The sequence below is a fragment of the Sphaerospermopsis sp. FACHB-1194 genome, assembly GCF_014696235.1.
Lineage (GTDB): Bacteria > Cyanobacteriota > Cyanobacteriia > Cyanobacteriales > Nostocaceae > Sphaerospermopsis > Sphaerospermopsis kisseleviana.
Genome location: NZ_JACJPU010000041.1, coordinates 1 through 18,860, shown reverse-complemented (window position 1 = coordinate 18,860; position 18,860 = coordinate 1). Strand labels below are relative to the sequence as shown.

At 39.7% G+C, this 18,860-nt stretch carries 16 protein-coding genes; 6 read left to right on the top strand and 10 right to left on the bottom strand.

What is annotated here, in order from left to right:
- The first annotated feature begins 153 nt into the window (after positions 1 to 153).
- Entirely contained in the window at positions 154 to 741 is a 588-nt protein-coding gene (locus tag H6F45_RS20015; protein WP_190348180.1) for a sulfite oxidase-like oxidoreductase, read from the top strand.
- A 122-nt stretch (positions 742 to 863) separates the two neighbouring features.
- Here the strand turns inward: H6F45_RS20015 and H6F45_RS20010 are convergent, their stop codons facing one another.
- From H6F45_RS20010 to topA, 7 genes are all read right to left on the bottom strand, one after another.
- Entirely contained in the window at positions 864 to 2,258 is a 1,395-nt protein-coding gene (locus H6F45_RS20010; protein ID WP_190348179.1) for an aldehyde dehydrogenase, read from the bottom strand.
- Between the two features lie 794 nt (positions 2,259 to 3,052).
- Complete coding sequence (locus H6F45_RS20005; RefSeq protein ID WP_190348178.1) at positions 3,053 to 4,219, bottom strand: hypothetical protein; 1,167 nt, start codon at positions 4,217 to 4,219, stop codon at positions 3,053 to 3,055.
- 284 nt (positions 4,220 to 4,503) lie between these two features.
- On the bottom strand, positions 4,504 to 7,155 hold the full coding sequence (locus H6F45_RS20000) for an HD family phosphohydrolase (RefSeq protein ID WP_190348177.1): 2,652 nt from the start codon (positions 7,153 to 7,155) through the stop codon (positions 4,504 to 4,506).
- 37 nt (positions 7,156 to 7,192) lie between these two features.
- Entirely contained in the window at positions 7,193 to 8,107 is a 915-nt protein-coding gene (locus tag H6F45_RS19995; RefSeq protein WP_190348176.1) for an ADP-ribosylglycohydrolase family protein, read from the bottom strand.
- 55 nt (positions 8,108 to 8,162) lie between these two features.
- Entirely contained in the window at positions 8,163 to 8,612 is a 450-nt protein-coding gene (gene aroQ, locus H6F45_RS19990; protein WP_096570104.1) for a type II 3-dehydroquinate dehydratase, read from the bottom strand.
- Positions 8,613 to 8,637: 25 nt separating this feature from the next.
- Entirely contained in the window at positions 8,638 to 8,775 is a 138-nt protein-coding gene (locus tag H6F45_RS19985; protein ID WP_187040763.1) for a hypothetical protein, read from the bottom strand.
- 225 nt (positions 8,776 to 9,000) lie between these two features.
- A complete protein-coding gene (topA, locus tag H6F45_RS19980; protein WP_137667543.1) occupies positions 9,001 to 11,652 on the bottom strand; it encodes a type I DNA topoisomerase in 2,652 nt (883 codons plus the stop codon).
- Positions 11,653 to 12,146: 494 nt separating this feature from the next.
- On the opposite strand from topA, the gene H6F45_RS19975 reads away from it, so the two are divergent.
- Both H6F45_RS19975 and H6F45_RS19970 read left to right on the top strand, forming a co-directional pair.
- Complete coding sequence (locus tag H6F45_RS19975) at positions 12,147 to 12,455, top strand: RNA-binding protein (protein ID WP_190348175.1); 309 nt, start codon at positions 12,147 to 12,149, stop codon at positions 12,453 to 12,455.
- 278 nt (positions 12,456 to 12,733) lie between these two features.
- A complete protein-coding gene (locus H6F45_RS19970; protein WP_137667545.1) occupies positions 12,734 to 14,296 on the top strand; it encodes an NAD(P)H-quinone oxidoreductase subunit N in 1,563 nt (520 codons plus the stop codon).
- Between the two features lie 392 nt (positions 14,297 to 14,688).
- Here H6F45_RS19970 and H6F45_RS19965 read toward each other — a convergent pair whose 3' ends face one another.
- The gene (locus H6F45_RS19965) at positions 14,689 to 14,943 is read right to left on the bottom strand and encodes a DUF6761 family protein (protein ID WP_096570112.1); all 255 of its coding nucleotides are present in this window, start codon (positions 14,941 to 14,943) and stop codon (positions 14,689 to 14,691) included.
- A gap of 475 nt (positions 14,944 to 15,418) precedes the next feature.
- Between H6F45_RS19965 and H6F45_RS19960 the strand changes: the two genes are divergently transcribed.
- Positions 15,419 to 16,189 (top strand): response regulator transcription factor, encoded by a 771-nt coding sequence (locus H6F45_RS19960; protein WP_096570114.1) that lies wholly within the window; start codon positions 15,419 to 15,421, stop codon positions 16,187 to 16,189.
- Between the two features lie 72 nt (positions 16,190 to 16,261).
- Complete coding sequence (locus tag H6F45_RS19955) at positions 16,262 to 16,402, top strand: hypothetical protein (RefSeq protein WP_190348204.1); 141 nt, start codon at positions 16,262 to 16,264, stop codon at positions 16,400 to 16,402.
- Between the two features lie 129 nt (positions 16,403 to 16,531).
- Here H6F45_RS19955 and H6F45_RS19950 read toward each other — a convergent pair whose 3' ends face one another.
- Positions 16,532 to 17,299 carry an ATP-binding cassette domain-containing protein gene (locus tag H6F45_RS19950; protein ID WP_190348174.1) on the bottom strand — a complete coding sequence of 256 codons (768 nt, stop codon included), beginning with the start codon at positions 17,297 to 17,299 and terminating at the stop codon, positions 16,532 to 16,534.
- A 128-nt stretch (positions 17,300 to 17,427) separates the two neighbouring features.
- On the opposite strand from H6F45_RS19950, the gene H6F45_RS19945 reads away from it, so the two are divergent.
- Positions 17,428 to 17,583, top strand: coding sequence for an alpha/beta hydrolase (locus H6F45_RS19945; protein WP_190348173.1), 156 nt, complete (start codon positions 17,428 to 17,430; stop codon positions 17,581 to 17,583).
- On the opposite strand, the gene H6F45_RS19940 is transcribed toward H6F45_RS19945, so the two are convergent.
- Positions 17,536 to 18,096, bottom strand: coding sequence for a hypothetical protein (locus tag H6F45_RS19940; protein ID WP_096570116.1), 561 nt, complete (start codon positions 18,094 to 18,096; stop codon positions 17,536 to 17,538). The genes H6F45_RS19945 and H6F45_RS19940 overlap by 48 nt on opposite strands.
- Positions 18,097 to 18,860 lie beyond the last annotated feature (764 nt).

Here is an 18,860-nt window from a genome sequence, read left to right as displayed (position 1 = left end):
CCTCTCTAAAATAGAATGTATTAATTTGTCATAAGTTGTAGGGGCGAAGCTTATGGGCGATAATTTAACGGAAAAATCAGACATCTAAATATCCCATAAGCTTCGACCTGCCCCCATAAATAGGTTCCATAATTTCTTTTCTGGAGATGTCTAATGAAATTTTTTCAGAAACCAAGTCCAGAAGAAAGTGCAAAAGTTCCTCCTGGCCAACATTTAGCTAAAGGTTTTCCGGTTTTAACTTATGGTGCAACTCCCCAAGTCAGTATTGAGGAATGGGAGTTTCGCGTTTGGGGTTTGGTAAAACCGACTGTGTTTAAATGGTCAGATTTTCTAGCATTACCCCAATATGAATTTACAGCCGATTTTCATTGTGTCACCCATTGGACAAAACTTGATGTTAAATGGACTGGGATTAAGGTGACAGATTTTATGAGTTTGCTGGAAATAGATCCTAAAGCTGCTCATATTATGGAACATTGCTATGGTGGTTACACCACAAATATTAGTATTCAAGATTTTGTCAGAGAAGAAAATTTCTTTGCTATTAAATTATTTGATGAACCATTACCCGCAGAACATGGTGGACCGATGCGGCTAGTTGTTCCCCATCTTTATGCTTGGAAAAGTGCAAAGTGGATCAATGGTTTAGAGTTTTTAGAACAGGAAGAATTAGGTTTTTGGGAACAAAACGGTTATCACCGTCGGGGTGAACCTTGGGAGCAAGAAAGGTATAGTAATTAGGGGTGACTGGTGACTGGGGATACAATTTTGGATTTTGGATTTTGGATTTTGGATTGTATTTCATGAATCCAATCTAAAATCTAAAATATAAAATCTAAAATTCTTCTGACTCCTGCTATAGTTCAGAATTTAAGAAGTTGCTTTAATATTGACAATTTGCCTTTGTAGGGAGGATATCTTAATTTTATGTCTAACCAAAAGGGATTTTTGAGAACACTTTTGTAATGGGAAAAAGTATCAAAACTAGCTTTACCATGATAACTACCAATCCCACTATTACCTACACCACCAAATGGTAAAGATGGTACAGTAAAATGAATGACTGTTTCATTCAGACAAACTGCACCAGAGGATGTTGTTTGTAAAATTTTCTGTTGTAGGTTTTTGTTTTGAGAAAATAAGTATAAAGTTAAGGGTTTTGGTTGAGAATTAATCCAAGTGATAGCTTCTTCAATGTCTGTATATTCAATTATTGGCAGGATGGGACCAAAAATTTCTTCCTGCATGATCGGATCTGTAAAGGAAACATTATTAATAATTGTGGGAGCAATATATAATTCACTTGCTTTGGTTTCTCCACCAATGATAATTTCACCATCTTGCAATAAATTTTGCAATAAATTAACCAATCTCGCAAAGTTATTTTGATTGATTATTCTAGCATAATCTGGGCTGGTTTCTGGATGCTCACCATAAAATTCTTTGAGGCATTTTTCTAAATTAACTAATAATTTATCTTTGATTTTTTTATCGACTAAGATATAATTTGGAGCAATACAAGTTTGTCCAGCATTGATAAATTTACCCCAAATAATTCTTCTAGCTGTATGTTCTAAATGAATATCAATATCAACAATACAGGGGTTTTTTCCACCTAATTCTAATGTTACGGGTGTGAGATTTTTGGCAGCAGCAGCCATGATGATTTTACCTACATGAGTGCTACCTGTAAAAAAGATATGATCGAATTTTTCTGTGAGTAGTTTTTGACAGGTTTCTATACCTCCTTCCACTACAGCAATATATTCTTCAGGAAAATATTTAGGAATCAGTTCAGCTATGAGTTTAGAGGTATGGGTGGCAATTTCTGAAGGTTTGAGAATGGCACAATTTCCCGCTGCGATCGCACCAATTAAAGGTACAATTACTAACTGAAATGGATAATTCCAAGCACCAATAATTAACACTATTCCCAGGGGTTCTGGTTGAATTTTGGCTGAAGCTGGTAATAGTTGCCAAGGAACTCCTACTTTTTTGGGTTTAGTCCATTTTTTCAGGTTCTTGATAGCAAATTCAATTTCTTTAGTTGTTAAAATAATTTCTGAAGTAATAGCTTCTAATTCTGGTTTATGTAAATCTGCTTGTAATGCTTGAATAATTGCTGGTTCATGAGCAATAATTAATTGTTTGAGGATGACAAGTTGTTGCCGACGAAAATCAATTTCTTGAGTTTGATTTGTAGCAAAATAGGTACGTTGTTGTTTGACAAGTTCACTAATTGAATATTCGTTCATCATGGTAATTATCGGGATTATCCGAAATGTGTAAGTTGATTTTTATATCAAAATAGAAAATTATCCTATTGCTTGATACAGCAGATTTCATTGCTATGAGGTACAAATTATAATAATAAAACTTTTGTGGAGTGGGCATACTTCGACATAATTCGACTCCGCACTTCGACTGCGCCCTTCGACTTCGCCCTTCGACACCGCCCTTCGACTTCGCCCTTCGACACCGCCCTTCGACACCGCCCTTCGACACCGCCCTTCGACACCGCCCTTCGACACCGCCCTTCGACACCGCCCTTCGACACCGCCCTTCGACACCGCTCAGGACAGGCTCAGGACAGGCTCAGGACAGGCTCAGGACAGGCTCAGGACAGGCTCAGGACAGGCTCAGTACAGGTCGCTCAGTACAAGCTCACTAACCGCTCAGTACAAGTCTTGCCCGCCCATAGTATACCTCATTACACCGGAAATTGCTCTATGATTGAACCGCAAAGAACGCAAAGTACACAAAGGAAAGAGAGTTTCAGAGAGTTTTATGTGTGGCTGCGGTTATTTTGCCCGTGCGAGGAGATTTTGCTGTCATAGGATAGCTATCAAGGTAAATTCAACCTTTCTTAGATTACCTGTATTTGTACCGATAAACAATATAGATCCCTGACTTCTTTAAGAAGTCGGGGATCTGGGTATTGGGTATGAGGTTTGTCAAATTACACCAGTGTTAATGACAGCAATTTATCAATGGACAATTGATGGTTTTTGATGGTTTTTTTCTTTCTTGCTGACGGCTGAATGCTTACACTTTAATATCTCAAAATTGCCGCCACTTTTGCCCCATTTGGCATTTCTTCTGATTCAAGAGTATAAACTTTGCCACCATTTAATAGTGTATGCACAGCCGCAAAATCTAACATATCTTGATCATCTGGTTCTGGCTCGGTGTGCAAATCCACAGTCGTATTTTCAGGATCAAATTTTCCCCATTTCTGCTCATCTATAGATACTAATAAAGAATCAACTCGGTGATAAAAAGCCGCCGGAATAATTTCTTTAATATCACTAACAGCTTTTCCTGTTTCTTCACCAGCTAATTGTTCATAAAGTTCTATTGCTGCTTTTTTATTTTGTTGAAATGAAGGTGCAACAATTCGCCAAGCTTCATCATGTAATTGTTGTAAATTGAGAAGTTCTGGATTGCCATTAATGCTTTCGTCTAAGAAATAGGGATAGGTATTTGCAGCTTGGTAAATCGGGAATAAATATTCTACTCCTGCTAACACTAAGGGCGCTTTTTCATCCCTTAATTTTTCATGTAATGCTTCATCAACAGCGTAAAAAAATTGTAAAATATCATCTTCATGTTTCTCTCGATCAGGGCTACCTTGTCCATGAAATGAACCTGGATGTTGAGCAGCAGAGGTTCTTCCTCTGGGTGTACCAATTCTGTGCTGAACACCTTTTTGTAACTCGTCTTCTAGAAGAGTTTCTTCTAGACGATGTGGCATATTTTCTACTTCCACTTCTTTCAAACTATGCCCTGTACCTGCAAACAATTTTACATCTTTTTGACTCAAAGCCAAAACATAAAATTTTCCATCATTGTTAATAAAATGCAGTAATGGCTTGAGGTGAAATTGTTCATCAACTACAACTAATTCTGGAAATTCAATTGGTAAACAATAGTAGCGCAAGAAATTTTGGGAAATAAAAATTACTAATCCTTGATTTTGGTGTTCCCAAAAATCACCCCTATCTAATTCTCTAGCAGGTTGCAGAAAATCAAGAACTTCGGTATGTCTGATACCCATTGCTTCTAAATGTTCTTCTGCTGACCGCATTAAATTTTTGAAGCGAATAGGATTTTGGCGAATTTCTGCCCCTGCTTTTTGCGTAGGCATATATATAGATACAGATGGAGATTGGGGATTTTCTACTAATATTTTGAGTTCATCAATAGATAAAAATGCCATATTATTATTCATTCCACGTCAATAAGTAGGTTTTGAGAATGTATAGCAGGAGTCAGTCAGTAGGGGCAAACCCCCTGTGGTTGCCCTCTTGTAGTGGGAGTTTCATTATTATCATTATCAATTGATGTCCTAACCATCCTGTCAACGGCTATATCTTTATTTCAACCTCTGACGCATTATTTCTGCATCTTTCTTTTGATAAGAAATTATCTATTTTTTTTATTTTTTATGTCTTTCTTTTGATAGATTTTTATTACCAATTATCAATTATCAATTATCAATTATCAATTATCATTACTAGCTTTTGACTTAGGATATGCAATCCGTTTATGATGAAATTGTTGCCAAACTTCCACAAAGATTAAAGCAATCTTTGACATTTCCTCTCTAGTCAAACCAGAATCTACTAATTGCCCTTCTTGCCATTTACCACGAATAATATTATTCAACATATTTAATGCTTGTTCTGCTGTGGCATCTTTCAAACTTCGCAACGCTGCTTCACAGGAATCAGCTAACATGACAATTCCTGTTTCTCTAGATTGAGGAATTGGTCCATCATAGCAAAAATCGGCTTTATCTACTATAATGCTAGGGTTATCTTTAGCAATTTGTTGCGCTTGGTGATAAAAATAGGCGATCGCCATTGTTCCTTGATGTTCAGGAATAAAAGCTTGAATCGCAGTCGGTAAACTATGCTTTTTCGCCATCATTAAACCCTCAGTTACGTGCTTTTTAATAATTGCTGCACTTTTCCAAGGATCTTTAATTTCTGTCTCATGTTTATTTGGTCCACCCATTTGATTTTCAATAAATCCTAAAGGGTCGTGCATTTTGCCAATATCATGGTATAATGTGCCAGCCCTAACCAATTCAACATTACAGCGTAGTTTTTTTGCGGCAGTTTCCGCCAAAGTGGCCACAAATAAAGTATGTTGGAAAGTTCCCGGAGTTTCCGTAGCCAGACGCTTTAACAAAGGACGGTTAGGGTTAGCTAGTTCTGCCAAGCGGATGGGTGTAATTAAATCAAACAACTTTTCTAAATACGGACTTAAACCCAAGGCGATAATACTCCAAGCCAAACCAGATAAACCAAATAACAGCGCATCTTGCAGAACCATATACCAAGCAGAAACGAATGCAGCACCAGCCAGTAAATTCAGGATTAAATAAATACTACCTTGAGTTAAAGCAATAACAATACCTAATAATGCCAATTCTTCGCGGGATTTGAACCTTTGAGCTAAATAACTACTTAAAATTCCGCCAGAAGCACCAGCTACCAGACCAATCTTACTAATTTCTATGCTGATTGGTAATATTAGCGACAATAAGCCCACAACTGTCACTCCCAAAGCAGCGCCGTAAAAGCTTCCTAACAATAAACCAATGGCGATCCAGGTAGCATAAGGCACACCAATTGCCAAGACACTAGGAATACTCAAAGTTAGTAATAATATCAACAGGCGATCGCTGGCTCGCAAATGACTACCAATCCGCCTTTCTGCCCAAACAAAAACACCTATAGCCGCACTCACCAAACTGGCTAAACCCATCAAACCCAGCCAATTCACCTCTCGGCGATTCAAGTGATAATAATCCAGGACATCAAATGTCCATTGTGTAATCTTTTCACCTTTCTTGACAATCACTTCTCCTCGTCTCACCTTTTTGATCACAGATGGAACTTGCTCTGCGGCCAGTTGTGCCTGTTGTTGGGTTTTTTCTGCATCTGTTTGCAGATTTGGTCGTAATACAACCAACAATACTTTAGTGGCTAAGGATTCCGCTTCACCTGGTACAGAAATTTGTACTTGTAGACTCACTGCATCCTGTAAGATACTAGGGGGTAATCCTGGAGCTATGCCTTGAGCAAGTATCCTTTCTGCACTTTGTTTGATTCCCGTTTTTGCTATTTTCCAGTCGTCATCTGACAGATCCAAAAACCCAGTTTGCCCATATACTGGTTTTTTTCGTTCCGCCTCCATCTGTAACAGTTTGGCAATAGCTTGACCATATTTTTCTCTCACTTGAGATATTTGGGCAACCAGTAAAGACAGATTTTTTTCTGAGTTAGTGACACTGTAAGCTTTTAGTTCTGCTAGTGTCTGGTCAAAATTATTTTTGCTAGTCTTGCTTTCCTTAGTAGTTGCATTTGTTGATAATGTTGATCCAGGACTAGGCACAGACCGAGAAAATTGATGTCTGTCTGCTGTCCTGAACTTAGGCATTGACTTATTTTCTTTTTGATGATTTTCTAAAGCTTGTTTTAGCTGTTCCCATTCCGATTCTAAACAAGAACGAAGATATTGCTGGGTGGGAATAGGCAAGATAGAAACATCGAAAAAAGGAAAAGGTTCAGTGATATCACGAACTTCATCGCCATCTTCCAGCAGTTGGCGCAAATTTTCTTTAATTTGCTCATTTTTCTGGGTATTGATCATCAATACAGGGTGAGATTTTTCCTGTGCTGCTTTGCGTTCTGCTTCTGTTTGTTCTCGGTCTTCAATACTGGCAGAATAGGGAGCAATAAATGTTTGTGGGGCAAAAGTCCCGATTTTCATCTGGGGCTGGTTGTATAATTCATGACCTATAACACCTGTTAAAGATACCACAGCAATGAATAAAATCACCGTATAACGCTGTTGATGTACCCAGTTGAAAACAACGGCATAAATACCATGATTACGTTTCCAGGATTTTGGTGTTGATTGAGGAGCTTTTCTACCTTGTAGATGTCCACCTTCCTCACTGGTAGGTAATAAATACAGCAGTAGATTTTTGATAATAGTCCTGAAAAGTTTTTGATGACGGCTTTGATTTTGGCAACTGCTCACCGAACCAAGCCACTTTCTTTTCCGGCGTAACACTTTGTACTGTCGCCGCCATTGTCTCAATTGCTTGGCCAAGGACTGCAAAAATCGCTGCGTTTTCATTGTGAGTGATTTTTTGACACCTTTTACTTTTGATTTTTCAACGCGGGCGAATTACACGAGGTGCTGCAAAAACGGAAAGTGGAACCAATTCCCAATTTATCTTACATCCTTCTTTTGTCAACTCCTGGATATTTGGACTAATATTATACACACCTGACCAGACTGCTACAAGAGTATCAGCTAATTCTAACATCACATAACAGCTACTCATGCCCCATACTGGCTGATTAAAGGCTGATAATACAACTTGCCAATTAACAGGAATCCCCTCTATGCTGTTATATGCCCCTGATAAAGCTCCTGCCAAAGCACAACACCAAGAGTTTTGCTCTCTTAAATTGCTCTTAGCTCGCAAAACTGTCAATCGGAAATCTTCTAAGGTACTCAAAAAGCAGTAAAAGGCTAAGGCAATATTGTTACTGAATTTGTCTTGCTTACTAAATTCAGTTTGCGCTTGTGCTAATCCTGCCCCTTGCTCTAATAAAGTATTGACTTTTAATAAATTTTGTGGTATTGGTGTCTTGCTTTCTCCCAAAAAATCCATCGTTTCGGGAATGAGCGTGGAAGGATCAAGTTTTTCTGTCAGAGATTTAGCGATCGCATATCCTAAAACTAAAGCTGCATCTCTCACTACTGGGTTAGCATCCCAAATTTGTAATAATTGCAGCAGGTTATATTTAAGTTTAACAGTATCTTCGTGAAAAAAAATTGCTACTGGCAAGGTGGCTAAAATTATTTTTCCCCAAGCATGATCAGTATTTCCTACATCCAAGGATGCTTGTTTGTAACACTTTAACCAGTCTTCTGCATCTAATTTACCTAATTTAATTAAACTTTTACTACCCAGAACCGCAATTTCCCCTAAATCACTAACATTCTGAGTAGCTAAAATTTCTCCTAACAATGCTCCCAGGAAAATACCTCTAACCCGATTTACGAGAGAATAACGCATAATTGGTGACTGGTGATTGGGAAGATAAAAACAGAAATTCCGCTGCTGACTCCTGTTAATTTTTCAGTCTTAAATGATTCACCAATGCCTGTAAACCCAACAAATAACTTTGGACACCAAAGCCACTAATTTGGCCTATTACCACTGGGGCAATATAAGAATGATGACGAAAATCCTCTCGGCGGTAAATGTTGCTTAGATGTACCTCTACTGTGGGTAAATTTACAGCAGCGATCGCATCTCGTAAAGCTACACTGGTATGGGTATATGCCCCGGCATTAATTATAATTCCCTCGTGTTGTCCTAATGCCCCGTGAATTGTATCTATCAAAACACCTTCATGATTTGACTGCAAAGGCGTAACTTTCGCCGTTAATTTCTGGGCTTCTGCTGCTAATAGGCGGTTAATTTCCTCTAGGGTGAGAGAACCGTAAATACCCGGTTCTCGCTGTCCCAACAAATTGAGGTTAGGTCCATGCAGCACTAAAATACTTAAAGGCAGCAAAGTTCACTCCAATATCTTCAGGTCATTAGCGACGACGGGAGCGTTCATTCACAGGAATCGGAATTAGTTCCGGTTCGGGTTCAGCTTCGGGACCTAGTAACGCTTCAACTAGCTTCCGCGCTAATTCTTTCAGCTTTTCCAGTACCTTGTCTATATAGTCCATTTAACTGAACGCTCCTGAGATACTACCTCAAATTTAACTAACAGGATCATAGAAACTGGCTATTTGTAGCTTTTTTCGTTTCTTATCAAGTTGATAGATTCCTGTGTTTCCAGACTTAAACCAAGTGAAAATTTGGTTTTGTGTCCTTCCTTACTTATTAGATTATCACAATGATCAGGGAATGGGTAAGAGGTAAAATTTCGTAATTTCCCATCCCTTTAGTCTCTAATTTGATGCTTGTTTTTTCTTGCTGCTACTGGTAGATGATTTAGTAGTAGATGATTTAGTTTTAGCAGTAGTTGTTTTACTGGTTTTGCGTGTAGATTTAGTAGATGCTTTAGCTTGCAACAATTCTAATGCTTCTGACAGGGTAATATTTTCTACTGTCTTACCTTCCGGTAGACCTACATTAGTTTTGCCGTGCTTAATATAATGACCATAGGGACCTTCGTAAATATTTACAGGTGCATCATCATCGGGATGTGTACCCAATTCTCTTAAAGCGGCTTTAGATTTACTGCTGCTAGAACTGCGCCCCTTTTTTGGCTCTGCGAATAACTCTAATGCACGTTCCAGGGAAATTGTCAATACATCATCAGTTGCTTTTAAAGAACGGTAATCTTTACCTTCTTTACCCTGATCATGAACTACATAAGGTCCAAATCTTCCTAAACTAGCTTTAATTTTTGCCCCTGTTTGTGGATGTTCGCCCAAGAGTCGGGGGAGTGCCAACAAACCCACAGCCATCTCTAAAGTCAGATTTTCTGGTGTGACTCCTTTGGGAAGGGAAGCTTGTTTAGGTTTGGGGTTTTCCTCGGTTTTGTCACCCAACTGTACATAAGGTCCATAAGTGCCAATCTTCACATAAATTGGTTCACCTGTTTCGGGATGTCGTCCCACTTGATCAGGTCCTACTGTTTTTTGTCTGAGCAGGACTTCTACCTGTTTGGGATCTAAATCAGCGGGTGTGAGGTCTTTAGGAATGGAAGCTGTCACCACTCCATCACCATTATCTACTTCAATGTAAGGACCAAATTTACCAATGCGGACTTTAGCATTTAAGTTTTCTAATTCTACTGTTTTGGCTTTAGTGGGATCAATTTGATTTTCCTGTTCTTTCACCAAGGTTTCTAAACCTTGTTCTCCGAGATAAAATTTCTGGAGATAGGGTAGCCATTGAGCTTCACCTGTAGCAATATCATCCAGGGTTTGCTCCATTTTCGAGGTGAAGCTGGGGTCAACAATATCGGGGAAATGTTTTTCTAGTAAGTCGGTGACAGCAAAGGCGGTAAAAGTAGGAATTAAAGCATTATTCACCAACTGAGCATAACCTTTGTCGATGATTGTACCAATAATGCTGGCGTAGGTACTAGGACGACCAATACCTTCACTTTCTAAGGTTTTCACCAAACTTGCTTCAGTATATCTAGCGGGGGGTTGGGTTTCATGTCCTATTGCTTCTAGTTCTGCACAGGTAGGATGATCGCCAACTTTCAGGGCTGGTAAAATTACCTCTTGGTCTTCTAATGCTGCTTCTGGATCATCGGACCCTTCGACGTAGGCGCGGAGATAACCAGGAAAATCTATCCGCTTACCAGAGGAACGAAAACCCGCATCTTCAACTTGCAATTGTACAGTAATTTGAGTTTGGCGAGAGTCAGCCATTTGTGAAGCAACGGTACGCTTCCAAATTAAATCATAAACTGCAAATTCTCGTCCGCTTAAACCAGTTTCTTGGGGAGTGCGGAAAGTGCTACCAGCAGGGCGGATGGCTTCGTGTGCTTCTTGTGCGCCTTTGGATTTGGTAGTGTATTGTCGGGGTTGGGGGCTGAGATATTCTTTACCGTACTTTTGTTCTACACAACTGCGAGCAGCGGCGATCGCCTGATCTGACAAATGCACCGAATCAGTCCGCATATAGGTAATATACCCTTGCTCGTACAAATTTTGAGCAATTCGCATTGTATCCCGTGCGGAAAGACGCAGTTTACGGTTAGATTCTTGTTGCAGCGTCGAAGTGGTAAAGGGTGGTGCGGGTTTACGAGTGACTGGACGTTCTTCCATATCGGCCACAGTCCAGGTTTTGTCCTGCAAACGCTCCTGAAGTGCTAAAGCTTGTTCCTCATTTAATAACACCACATTGCGTCCAGCAGCTATTTGTCCGGTTGCAGGGTCAAAATCGCTACCTGTGGCAATTTTCGTGCCTCCCAGGGTAATTAATTGGGCGCTAAATGATGTTTTTTCATGTAAGAGACTGGCTTTTAAATCCCAATATGTACCTTCATGAAAAGCTCGGCGTTGACGTTCCTTATTTACCAACAACCGCACAGCCACAGACTGCACTCGACCCGCAGAAAGTCCCCAGGCGATTTTTTTCCACAGCAAAGGTGATAGGGTATATCCGACCAGTCGATCTAAAATGCGTCTGGTTTCTTGGGCGCGAACTACTTGTTCATCAATTTCGCGGCATTGTTTTAAAGCTTTTTTAATCGCGTCCTGGGTAATTTCATGAAACACCATGCGCTTTGTCGGCACTTTGGGTTTCAGCAATTGGTATAAGTGCCAACTGATGCTTTCGCCTTCCCGGTCTTCGTCAGTTGCCAATATTAATTCATCGGCATTTTTTAGGGCATCTTTTAATTGGGTGACAACTTTCTTTTTATCTTTGGGGACAACATACACCGGTTCAAAGTCGGCTTCTATATTTACCCCAAGCTGCGCCCATTTTTCCCCTTTGACAGCAGCAGGAATTTCACTAGCTGACTGGGGTAGGTCACGGACGTGACCCATTGAAGCTTCTACCTGATAGTCTTTTGGCAGGTAGTTGCGAATGGTGCGAGCTTTGGTTGGAGATTCGACGATGACGAGAGTTGACATGGAAATTTCAAAAAAAAAGAATAGCTGTGAAGCTAAACAGTCAAGTTGAGATAATTTTGGCGAGATGTCAAGATCAAATATCACGCCTAAGCAGTGATTTCATCCTGACACAAATTGCCCCAAAAGGGGAAAATTGCTCTCAACTTCAGGTGCAGTGATGCTTTGGAGATTTAAACAAGCAACTGCCAAAAATCAATTACCTGGTATTTCCATCTTTAACTTATCTGAGGCATAATTGGCGAATCAGTACCATCAATTCACCCCAGTCTGTTACAAACTTTATTGATTATCATAAGTGCTTGTGATATTTACCATATTTCATCATAAATAACCATAATAGCCAGATTAAGCCTTGCCTATCTGGCAAATATGTTAGCATAGGGGAGAATTAGAGAAATAAATTCGACGATACGGTGCTTGCGGTTAGCAATAATTTCAAGTTCAAGCGGCTCGACGGATAGACATCTCTGCATCAATGGATTCTGGAGAGTTTCATGTCAATCTACGTAGGGAACCTATCCTACAAGGTCACACAAGAAGACCTAAGTAAAGTATTTGCTGACTACGGTACTGTTAAACGAGTTCAGTTACCCACAGATCGGGAAACTGGCCGTGTACGAGGCTTTGGTTTTGTAGAAATGGAAACCGCTGCTGAGGAAGAAGCAGCTATTCAAGCTTTAGACGGTGCTGAATGGATGGGGCGTGTAATGAAAGTTAATAAGGCTCGACCAAAAGAGGAGAAAGGTGGTCGTAGTGGTGGTAATTGGGGCAAAAATAGCGGTGGCTACTCACAAGGCTATTAACAGCTAACTGTTAACTGTTAACTGTTAACTGTTAACTGTTATATATTTATCACAATTTTGGCAGTTCAGTAGATTACTGGACTGTTTGTTTTTATTGGTTAGGACTGACATTTTTTTCTTTTTTTACCGGGTAAGGGGAGAGGTTTTAAACCTGGAATAAAACAATTGTCAATTGTCAATTGTCAATTATCAATTGATAAATGCAATTTTGGTGAAGAACTATAGATAGAATGAACTCAGTTAGCCTTAATCTCTAATCACCAAAACCTATACATCTCATGGATTTTGCTAATATTGCATCCCAGTTGAATGCGGGAACTATTTTACCAGAGGGAATTGTGATTCTCACCCTCTTGGGGGTTTTGATTGTGGATTTGATTTTGGGGCGCACATCTTCTCGCTGGATCGGATATCTGGCGATCGCTGGTTTATTCGCCGCGATTGTCGCCCTATACTTTCAATGGGATTCTACCAATCCTATCGGTTTTACTGGTGGCTTTAACGCTGATGATTTGAGTATTGTCTTTCGCGGTATCATTGCTCTATCTGCCGCTGTCACCGTCTTGATGTCTATTCGCTATGTAGAGCAAAGTGGTACTGCTCTAGCCGAATTTATCGCTATTTTATTAACAGCTACCTTGGGAGGAATGTTTGTCTCCGGTGCTAGTGAGTTGGTGATGATTTTCATCTCCCTAGAAACCCTGAGTATTTCCTCTTATTTGTTAACAGGTTATACCAAGCGTGACCCCCGTTCTAATGAAGCGGCGCTTAAATACCTGTTAATTGGAGCTTCCAGCACAGCCGTATTTTTATACGGTGTATCATTGTTGTATGGTTTATCCGGTGGACAAACGGAACTGAGTGCGATCGCTAACGGTATCGCTACAGCAAATGTAGGTCAATCTCTAGGTTTAGTCATTGCTCTTGTTTTCGTTATTGCTGGTGTGGGTTTTAAAATCTCCGCTGCACCCTTCCACCAGTGGACACCAGACGTTTATGAAGGCGCTCCCACCCCAGTAATCGCTTTTCTATCCGTCGGTTCTAAAGCAGCCGGTTTTGCTTTAGCTATCCGCTTGTTAACCGTAGTTTTCCCCGTCGTTGCAGACGAGTGGAGATTTGTTTTCACCGCCCTGGCAGTCTTGAGTATGATTTTGGGTAACGTGGTTGCCCTGGCTCAAACCAGCATGAAACGGATGTTAGCTTATTCATCCATTGCCCAAGCTGGCTTTGTGATGATTGGCTTAATCGCTGGTACAGATGCAGGTTATTCCAGCATGATTTTTTACTTGCTAGTTTACCTGTTTATGAACCTGTGCGGTTTTATCTGCGTTATTCTCTTCTCCCTGCGGACAGGTACAGATCAAATTGCTGAATACTCTGGTTTGTATCAAAAAGACCCACTGCTTACACTAGGTTTAAGTATCTCTCTCTTATCCTTGGGTGGTATTCCCCCATTAGCAGGGTTTTTTGGGAAGATTTACCTATTTTGGGCAGGTTGGCAAGCTGGCCTTTATTGGTTAGTATTGCTAGGTTTAGTGACTAGCGTTGTTTCCATTTATTACTACATTCGTGTAGTGAAAATGATGGTAGTCAAAGAACCACAAGAAATGTCCGACGTAGTGAAGAATTATCCTCAAGTACGTTGGAACTTACCTGGTTTTAGACCTTTACAAGTTGGGTTGATAGTAACTTTAATTGCTACAACTATATCCGGTATTTTGTCAAATCCTTTGTTTACTTTAGCTAATAATTCTGTTGCGAATACTCCGATTTTGCAAGCAGCAAAAGTTGCGAGTACACAAGCAAGCGTAATTGTTACTGAGGCAGCAGAGAAATTGTAGTTTGATTAATGGGTGATGGGTGATTAACTCATTGCCCATTTTTTTAAGGAGTTCAGAAGTTCAGAATTATGATTGTTTAATTTTCTGACAAAAAAAATTATAAAAATTAACTCGTATAAAATCTTCCTTGTCTACAATACCTCCTTGTCTTCGGTGGTCCTGCCTCAACAGATAATATTAAAAACCTACCCCTGTGAGGTTATCCCCTACCCCCTGCCTCTTACCAAAAATCCCCTTAGCCGCATAATGCCAAGGGGATAAATTTTTTCAATAAAATAAATAAACTATTGACAAAAAATATCATACCATCGGATACAGTTGACCAAGGCAAAAATTATGCTATGATCAGCGACGATAATGCAGATAAGTAACTAAAAACCCTCTAGGGTGGTTTAGTAATATCCGTGCTGCCGCTCTGGTTCTGGTTGCACCATTGCAAAGTTTGAGCCATCGTATAAGTAACGGTTTGCTTCTTCCTCTAAACGGTGGATCAGATAGGGTTCTATAGCGTTACTTTGTCGCAGTGCGGCTAAAAATCCATCCAAATACATCCGCATATCATCCATACGATAGCCGCGATTCCATAACTCGACGAAGGCGTCAGTCAGTTTTTGGTAATAGCGAATGGTTTGTGTGTCTTGGAGCATAACTGCCGTGTTAATCTCTAAAAAATGAGAATTGTATATGATTCACGCTTGAAAGAGAAGTATGACTTCCTTCTTTAGTATTAACCCAAAGTTAATATTTAGACGTTGGGTCAGACCCCCCAAAGCTGTAAGCATGAACAAATCCTATTTACAAAATTTGATTGTAGGATTGTTATCTAAAACTGTCCTTGTAACTTAGCCTCTCACTCAATAGATAGATTTTTCAGGTTTGTTTTTCCAGTTTACTATACTTTTTAAGTTGGATGGTCAAGCAAAGGAAATTTTGGTTAATTCTCAGACATAAGCACAAACAGGATCTTTATAACCACGTCCAAAATTAAATTTATCTAAATTTCTTGTAAGGTTTTCTTTGAGCAAATGTAAAGATAATATCAACTGAAGTAACAAAAACTACAAAACCTTGAGCCTGAGATTGTTAATTTGAAAATCATCGACGCTAAGGGGTCTTGCAACTGTGGGATCGGTTTGTATTGAAATTGTTGAGGGGAATCCCCATCTGAGGTCGTTGCTGGGTTGGCACTTGCAACAACTGGAATACAGAGTACATCAAGCCGCCAGTATTTATCAAGCAAGGGAAGTGTTTTTAAGTCATCAGCCAACCCTGGTTATTCTCGATGCGGACTTATCAGATGGTGACGGTATCGAATTTTGCCATTGGTTAAATCGTCAGGATCAGCCTTTAATTCTCATGTTATCTGCTCGCAATAATGAAGCGGATATTGTCGCCGGTTTAAAAGCGGGAGCAGATGATTATTTAAGCAAACCTTTTGGAATGCAGGAATTTTTGGCGCGGGTAGAAGCACTAATTCGCCGTAAACGCATACCAACTGCACCAGCTTATTTGGATTATGGCAGTTTACAAATTGATTTAGTACAGCGCCGAGTCCGTTTTCAAGGGGAGTTTATTGATTTAACACCCCAGGAATTTAGTTTACTTTATGTTTTAGCCCAGGCGGGTGGAGTACCTTTGAGTAGGTCAGAGTTACTGCGTCGTGCTTGGCCAGATGCTATTGATAATCCCCGGACTATTGATACTCACGTTTTATCATTGCGGAAAAAGGTGGAACTTGATCCGCGTCAACCCAGTTTAATCCAAACCATTCGTAATGTTGGCTACAGATTTAACATGGAAATTTTAAATGCTACTGTTCCACCTGCACAACCTAAGTTAACGAAAGAGAGATTTACCAATCCGCGTTCTACCCTTGCAACTCAAAGCACTTGATGGGGACTGGGGACTGGGGACTGGTGACTGGGGACTGGTGACTGGGGACTGGGGACTGGTGACTGGTGACTGGTGACTGGTGACTGGGGACTGGGGACTGGGGACTGGGGACTGGGGACTGGGGACTGGGGACTGGGGACTGGTGACTGGGGACTGGGGACTGGTGACTGGGGACTGGTGACTGGGGAAAAAATTTTAGATTTTAGATTCTAGTTCCTGAAATACAATCTACAATCCTTTCATTTTATTACTAACTAATCACCAATCACCAATCACCAATCACCAATCACCAATCACCAATCACCAATCACCAATCACCAATCACCAATCACCAATCACCAATCACCAATCACCATCTACTTGATTTTGTGCTGCTATCAAGTTGGTTTTTAGGTCTTCCCAGTTGACTTGTGAGGTGGGTAGGTTGGCGACAATTTGACCTTGCTGGAGATGCAATACACGGTTGCTAAATTCTTGGGCAATGTCAAGTTGATTGTTTACCATCAATATCGCGGTTTTAAGGGGTTGGGAAGAGTCTTGAACTGGTTGGTTGAGGATGTTTGACAAAAAAGAAGTTTGTGCGGGGTCTAGGGCGGAAAAAGGCTCATCTAGCAGTAAAATTTGGGGTTGGATGACTAAAGCACGAGCGATCGCAACTAATTGTTTTTGACCTGCTGAAAGCTGTACTTGGGTACGTCCTAACCAATTTTCAGGAATTTGTAGTTGTTCTCTCCAATAACTAACTTTTTCCTGAATTTGCTGCTTTGGAGACTTTCGCAAAATTAAAGGATAAGCTATGGCTTCCCCAACTGTCATCCCCAAAAGTTTAGTTTCTTGGTGTACTAATGTTACTTGTTGACGTAGCTGGATAATGGGAATTTGGTGATATTCCTGATTTTCCAGATAAATTTTACCACTGGTGGGTTCGGTTAAACGGTTGATGAGTCGCAGAAGGGAAGTTTTACCAGCACCGGAATGACCGATAATTGTCATGCGATCGCCACTAAAAACTTCCAAGGAAATATCCTGTAAAATTGGATATCCTGGTAAATTATTTCTAGCTTGACTTTTGAGCTTTGTAAATAGATTAATTTGCTCTAATTTGAGCATGGTTGATAGTTGATAGTTGATAGTTGACAGTTGATAGTTGATAGTTGACAGGTGATAGTTGACAGTTGACAGTTGACAGTTGACAGTTGACAGTTGACAGTTGACAGTTGACAGTTGACAGGTGACAGTTGATAGTTGGTAGGAAAGCGTCTTTAAAAATTACCAATTACCAATTACCAATTACCAATTACCAATTACCAATTACCAATTACCAATTACCAATTACCAATTACCAATTACCAATTACCCAAAATAGCTGTATTAATAGTCCAAGCATCTACTAATAATAATAAGATAGTACAAAGAAATAAAATCATATACATCCAAGGTTGAGATAAAGGACGAACATCGGTAGTATCAATACCTGTTTTTGCTTGGACAAAATTCACCAAACGGTTAAAACCAGCAACACGCATAGGTAATAAATATGCTTTTCCATCGTGACTGAGGAAATAATAAACTAAACCTCCTTGACCTGTGCTGCGGGGTTTTAAACTTTTAATATCGGACCAAGATAGAGACCAACCTTTACGAAAGAAGGAAGGGACCCAGACAGGGTAAATAACTTTTATTTCCTGATCATTTACAGTTACTCTTTCGGTTAATACTGCATATAATACCACAAAACCTATTACAATTCCTACCCATAATAATATTGGTGGTGTGGGTGCTTTGGTGACTTCTGCTAAAAATGGTAGGGGAACTGTTAACGCTATATATAATGTTAACAATGTAATTCTAATCAGGGGAGAAAGACGAAAGGTAGTAGTTGTATTGTTGGGTAAGTTGGTTGTCATTGTTTCATTTTTATAGCATTTCTTTTTTATTATACAGCATTTAGGAGTCAGGAGTCAGGAGTTCAGAATTTTTAGAAGTTCGACTTTTCAGAAGTTCAGATTTTCGGAAGTTTGATTTTGGGAAAGTTCGGTTTTTCGGAAGTTCGATTTTTGGGAAGTTGTAATTTTTCAGAAGTTCAGATTTTCGGAAGTTTGATTTTGGAAAAGTTCGGTTTTTGGGAAGTTCGATTTTCGTAAAGTTCAGTTTTTAGGAATTTCAGTTTTTGGGAAGTTGGGATTTTTGCAAGGTGCAGTTTTTGGGAAGTTCGGTTTTTGGGAGGTTCGATTTTTTGAAGGTGCAGTTTTTGGGAAGTTGGGATTTTTCGGAAGTTCAGATTTTCAGAAGTTTGATTTTGGAAAAGTTCGGTTTTTGGGAAGTTGGGATTTTTGCAAGGTGCAGTTTTTCAGAAGTTCGGTTTTTGGAAGGTTCGATTTTTTGAAGGTGCAGTTTTTGGGAAGTTGGGATTTTCAGAAGTTCAGTTTTTAGGAAGTTGTAATTTTTCAGAAGTTTGATTTTTAGGAAGTTCAGATTTTCAGAAGTTTGATTTTGGGAAGTTCAGATTTTCAGAAGTTTGATTTTGGGAAGTTCAGATTTTCAGAAGTTTGATTTTGGAAAAGTTCGGTTTTTGGGAAGTTGGGATTTTTGCAAGGTGCAGTTTTTCAGAAGTTCGGTTTTTGGAAGGTTCGATTTTTTGAAGGTGCAGTTTTTGGGAAGTTGGGATTTT

Bases quoted from the DNA above. Each gene is read 5' to 3' on its own strand.
- H6F45_RS20000 (WP_190348177.1), bottom strand. From the start codon at position 7,155: ATGAAAACGCAGCGATTTTTGCAGTCCTTGGCCAAGCAATTGAGACAA.
- H6F45_RS19975 (WP_190348175.1), top strand. From the start codon at position 12,147: ATGTCAATCTACGTAGGGAACCTATCCTACAAGGTCACACAAGAAGAC.
- H6F45_RS19985 (WP_187040763.1), bottom strand. From the start codon at position 8,775: ATGGACTATATAGACAAGGTACTGGAAAAGCTGAAAGAATTAGCGCGG.
- topA (WP_137667543.1), bottom strand. From the start codon at position 11,652: ATGTCAACTCTCGTCATCGTCGAATCTCCAACCAAAGCTCGCACCATT.
- H6F45_RS20005 (WP_190348178.1), bottom strand. From the start codon at position 4,219: ATGGCATTTTTATCTATTGATGAACTCAAAATATTAGTAGAAAATCCC.
- H6F45_RS19940 (WP_096570116.1), bottom strand. From the start codon at position 18,096: ATGACAACCAACTTACCCAACAATACAACTACTACCTTTCGTCTTTCT.
- H6F45_RS19970 (WP_137667545.1), top strand. From the start codon at position 12,734: ATGGATTTTGCTAATATTGCATCCCAGTTGAATGCGGGAACTATTTTA.
- H6F45_RS19950 (WP_190348174.1), bottom strand. From the start codon at position 17,299: ATGCTCAAATTAGAGCAAATTAATCTATTTACAAAGCTCAAAAGTCAA.
- H6F45_RS20010 (WP_190348179.1), bottom strand. From the start codon at position 2,258: ATGATGAACGAATATTCAATTAGTGAACTTGTCAAACAACAACGTACC.
- H6F45_RS20015 (WP_190348180.1), top strand. From the start codon at position 154: ATGAAATTTTTTCAGAAACCAAGTCCAGAAGAAAGTGCAAAAGTTCCT.
- H6F45_RS19995 (WP_190348176.1), bottom strand. From the start codon at position 8,107: ATGCGTTATTCTCTCGTAAATCGGGTTAGAGGTATTTTCCTGGGAGCA.
- H6F45_RS19965 (WP_096570112.1), bottom strand. From the start codon at position 14,943: ATGCTCCAAGACACACAAACCATTCGCTATTACCAAAAACTGACTGAC.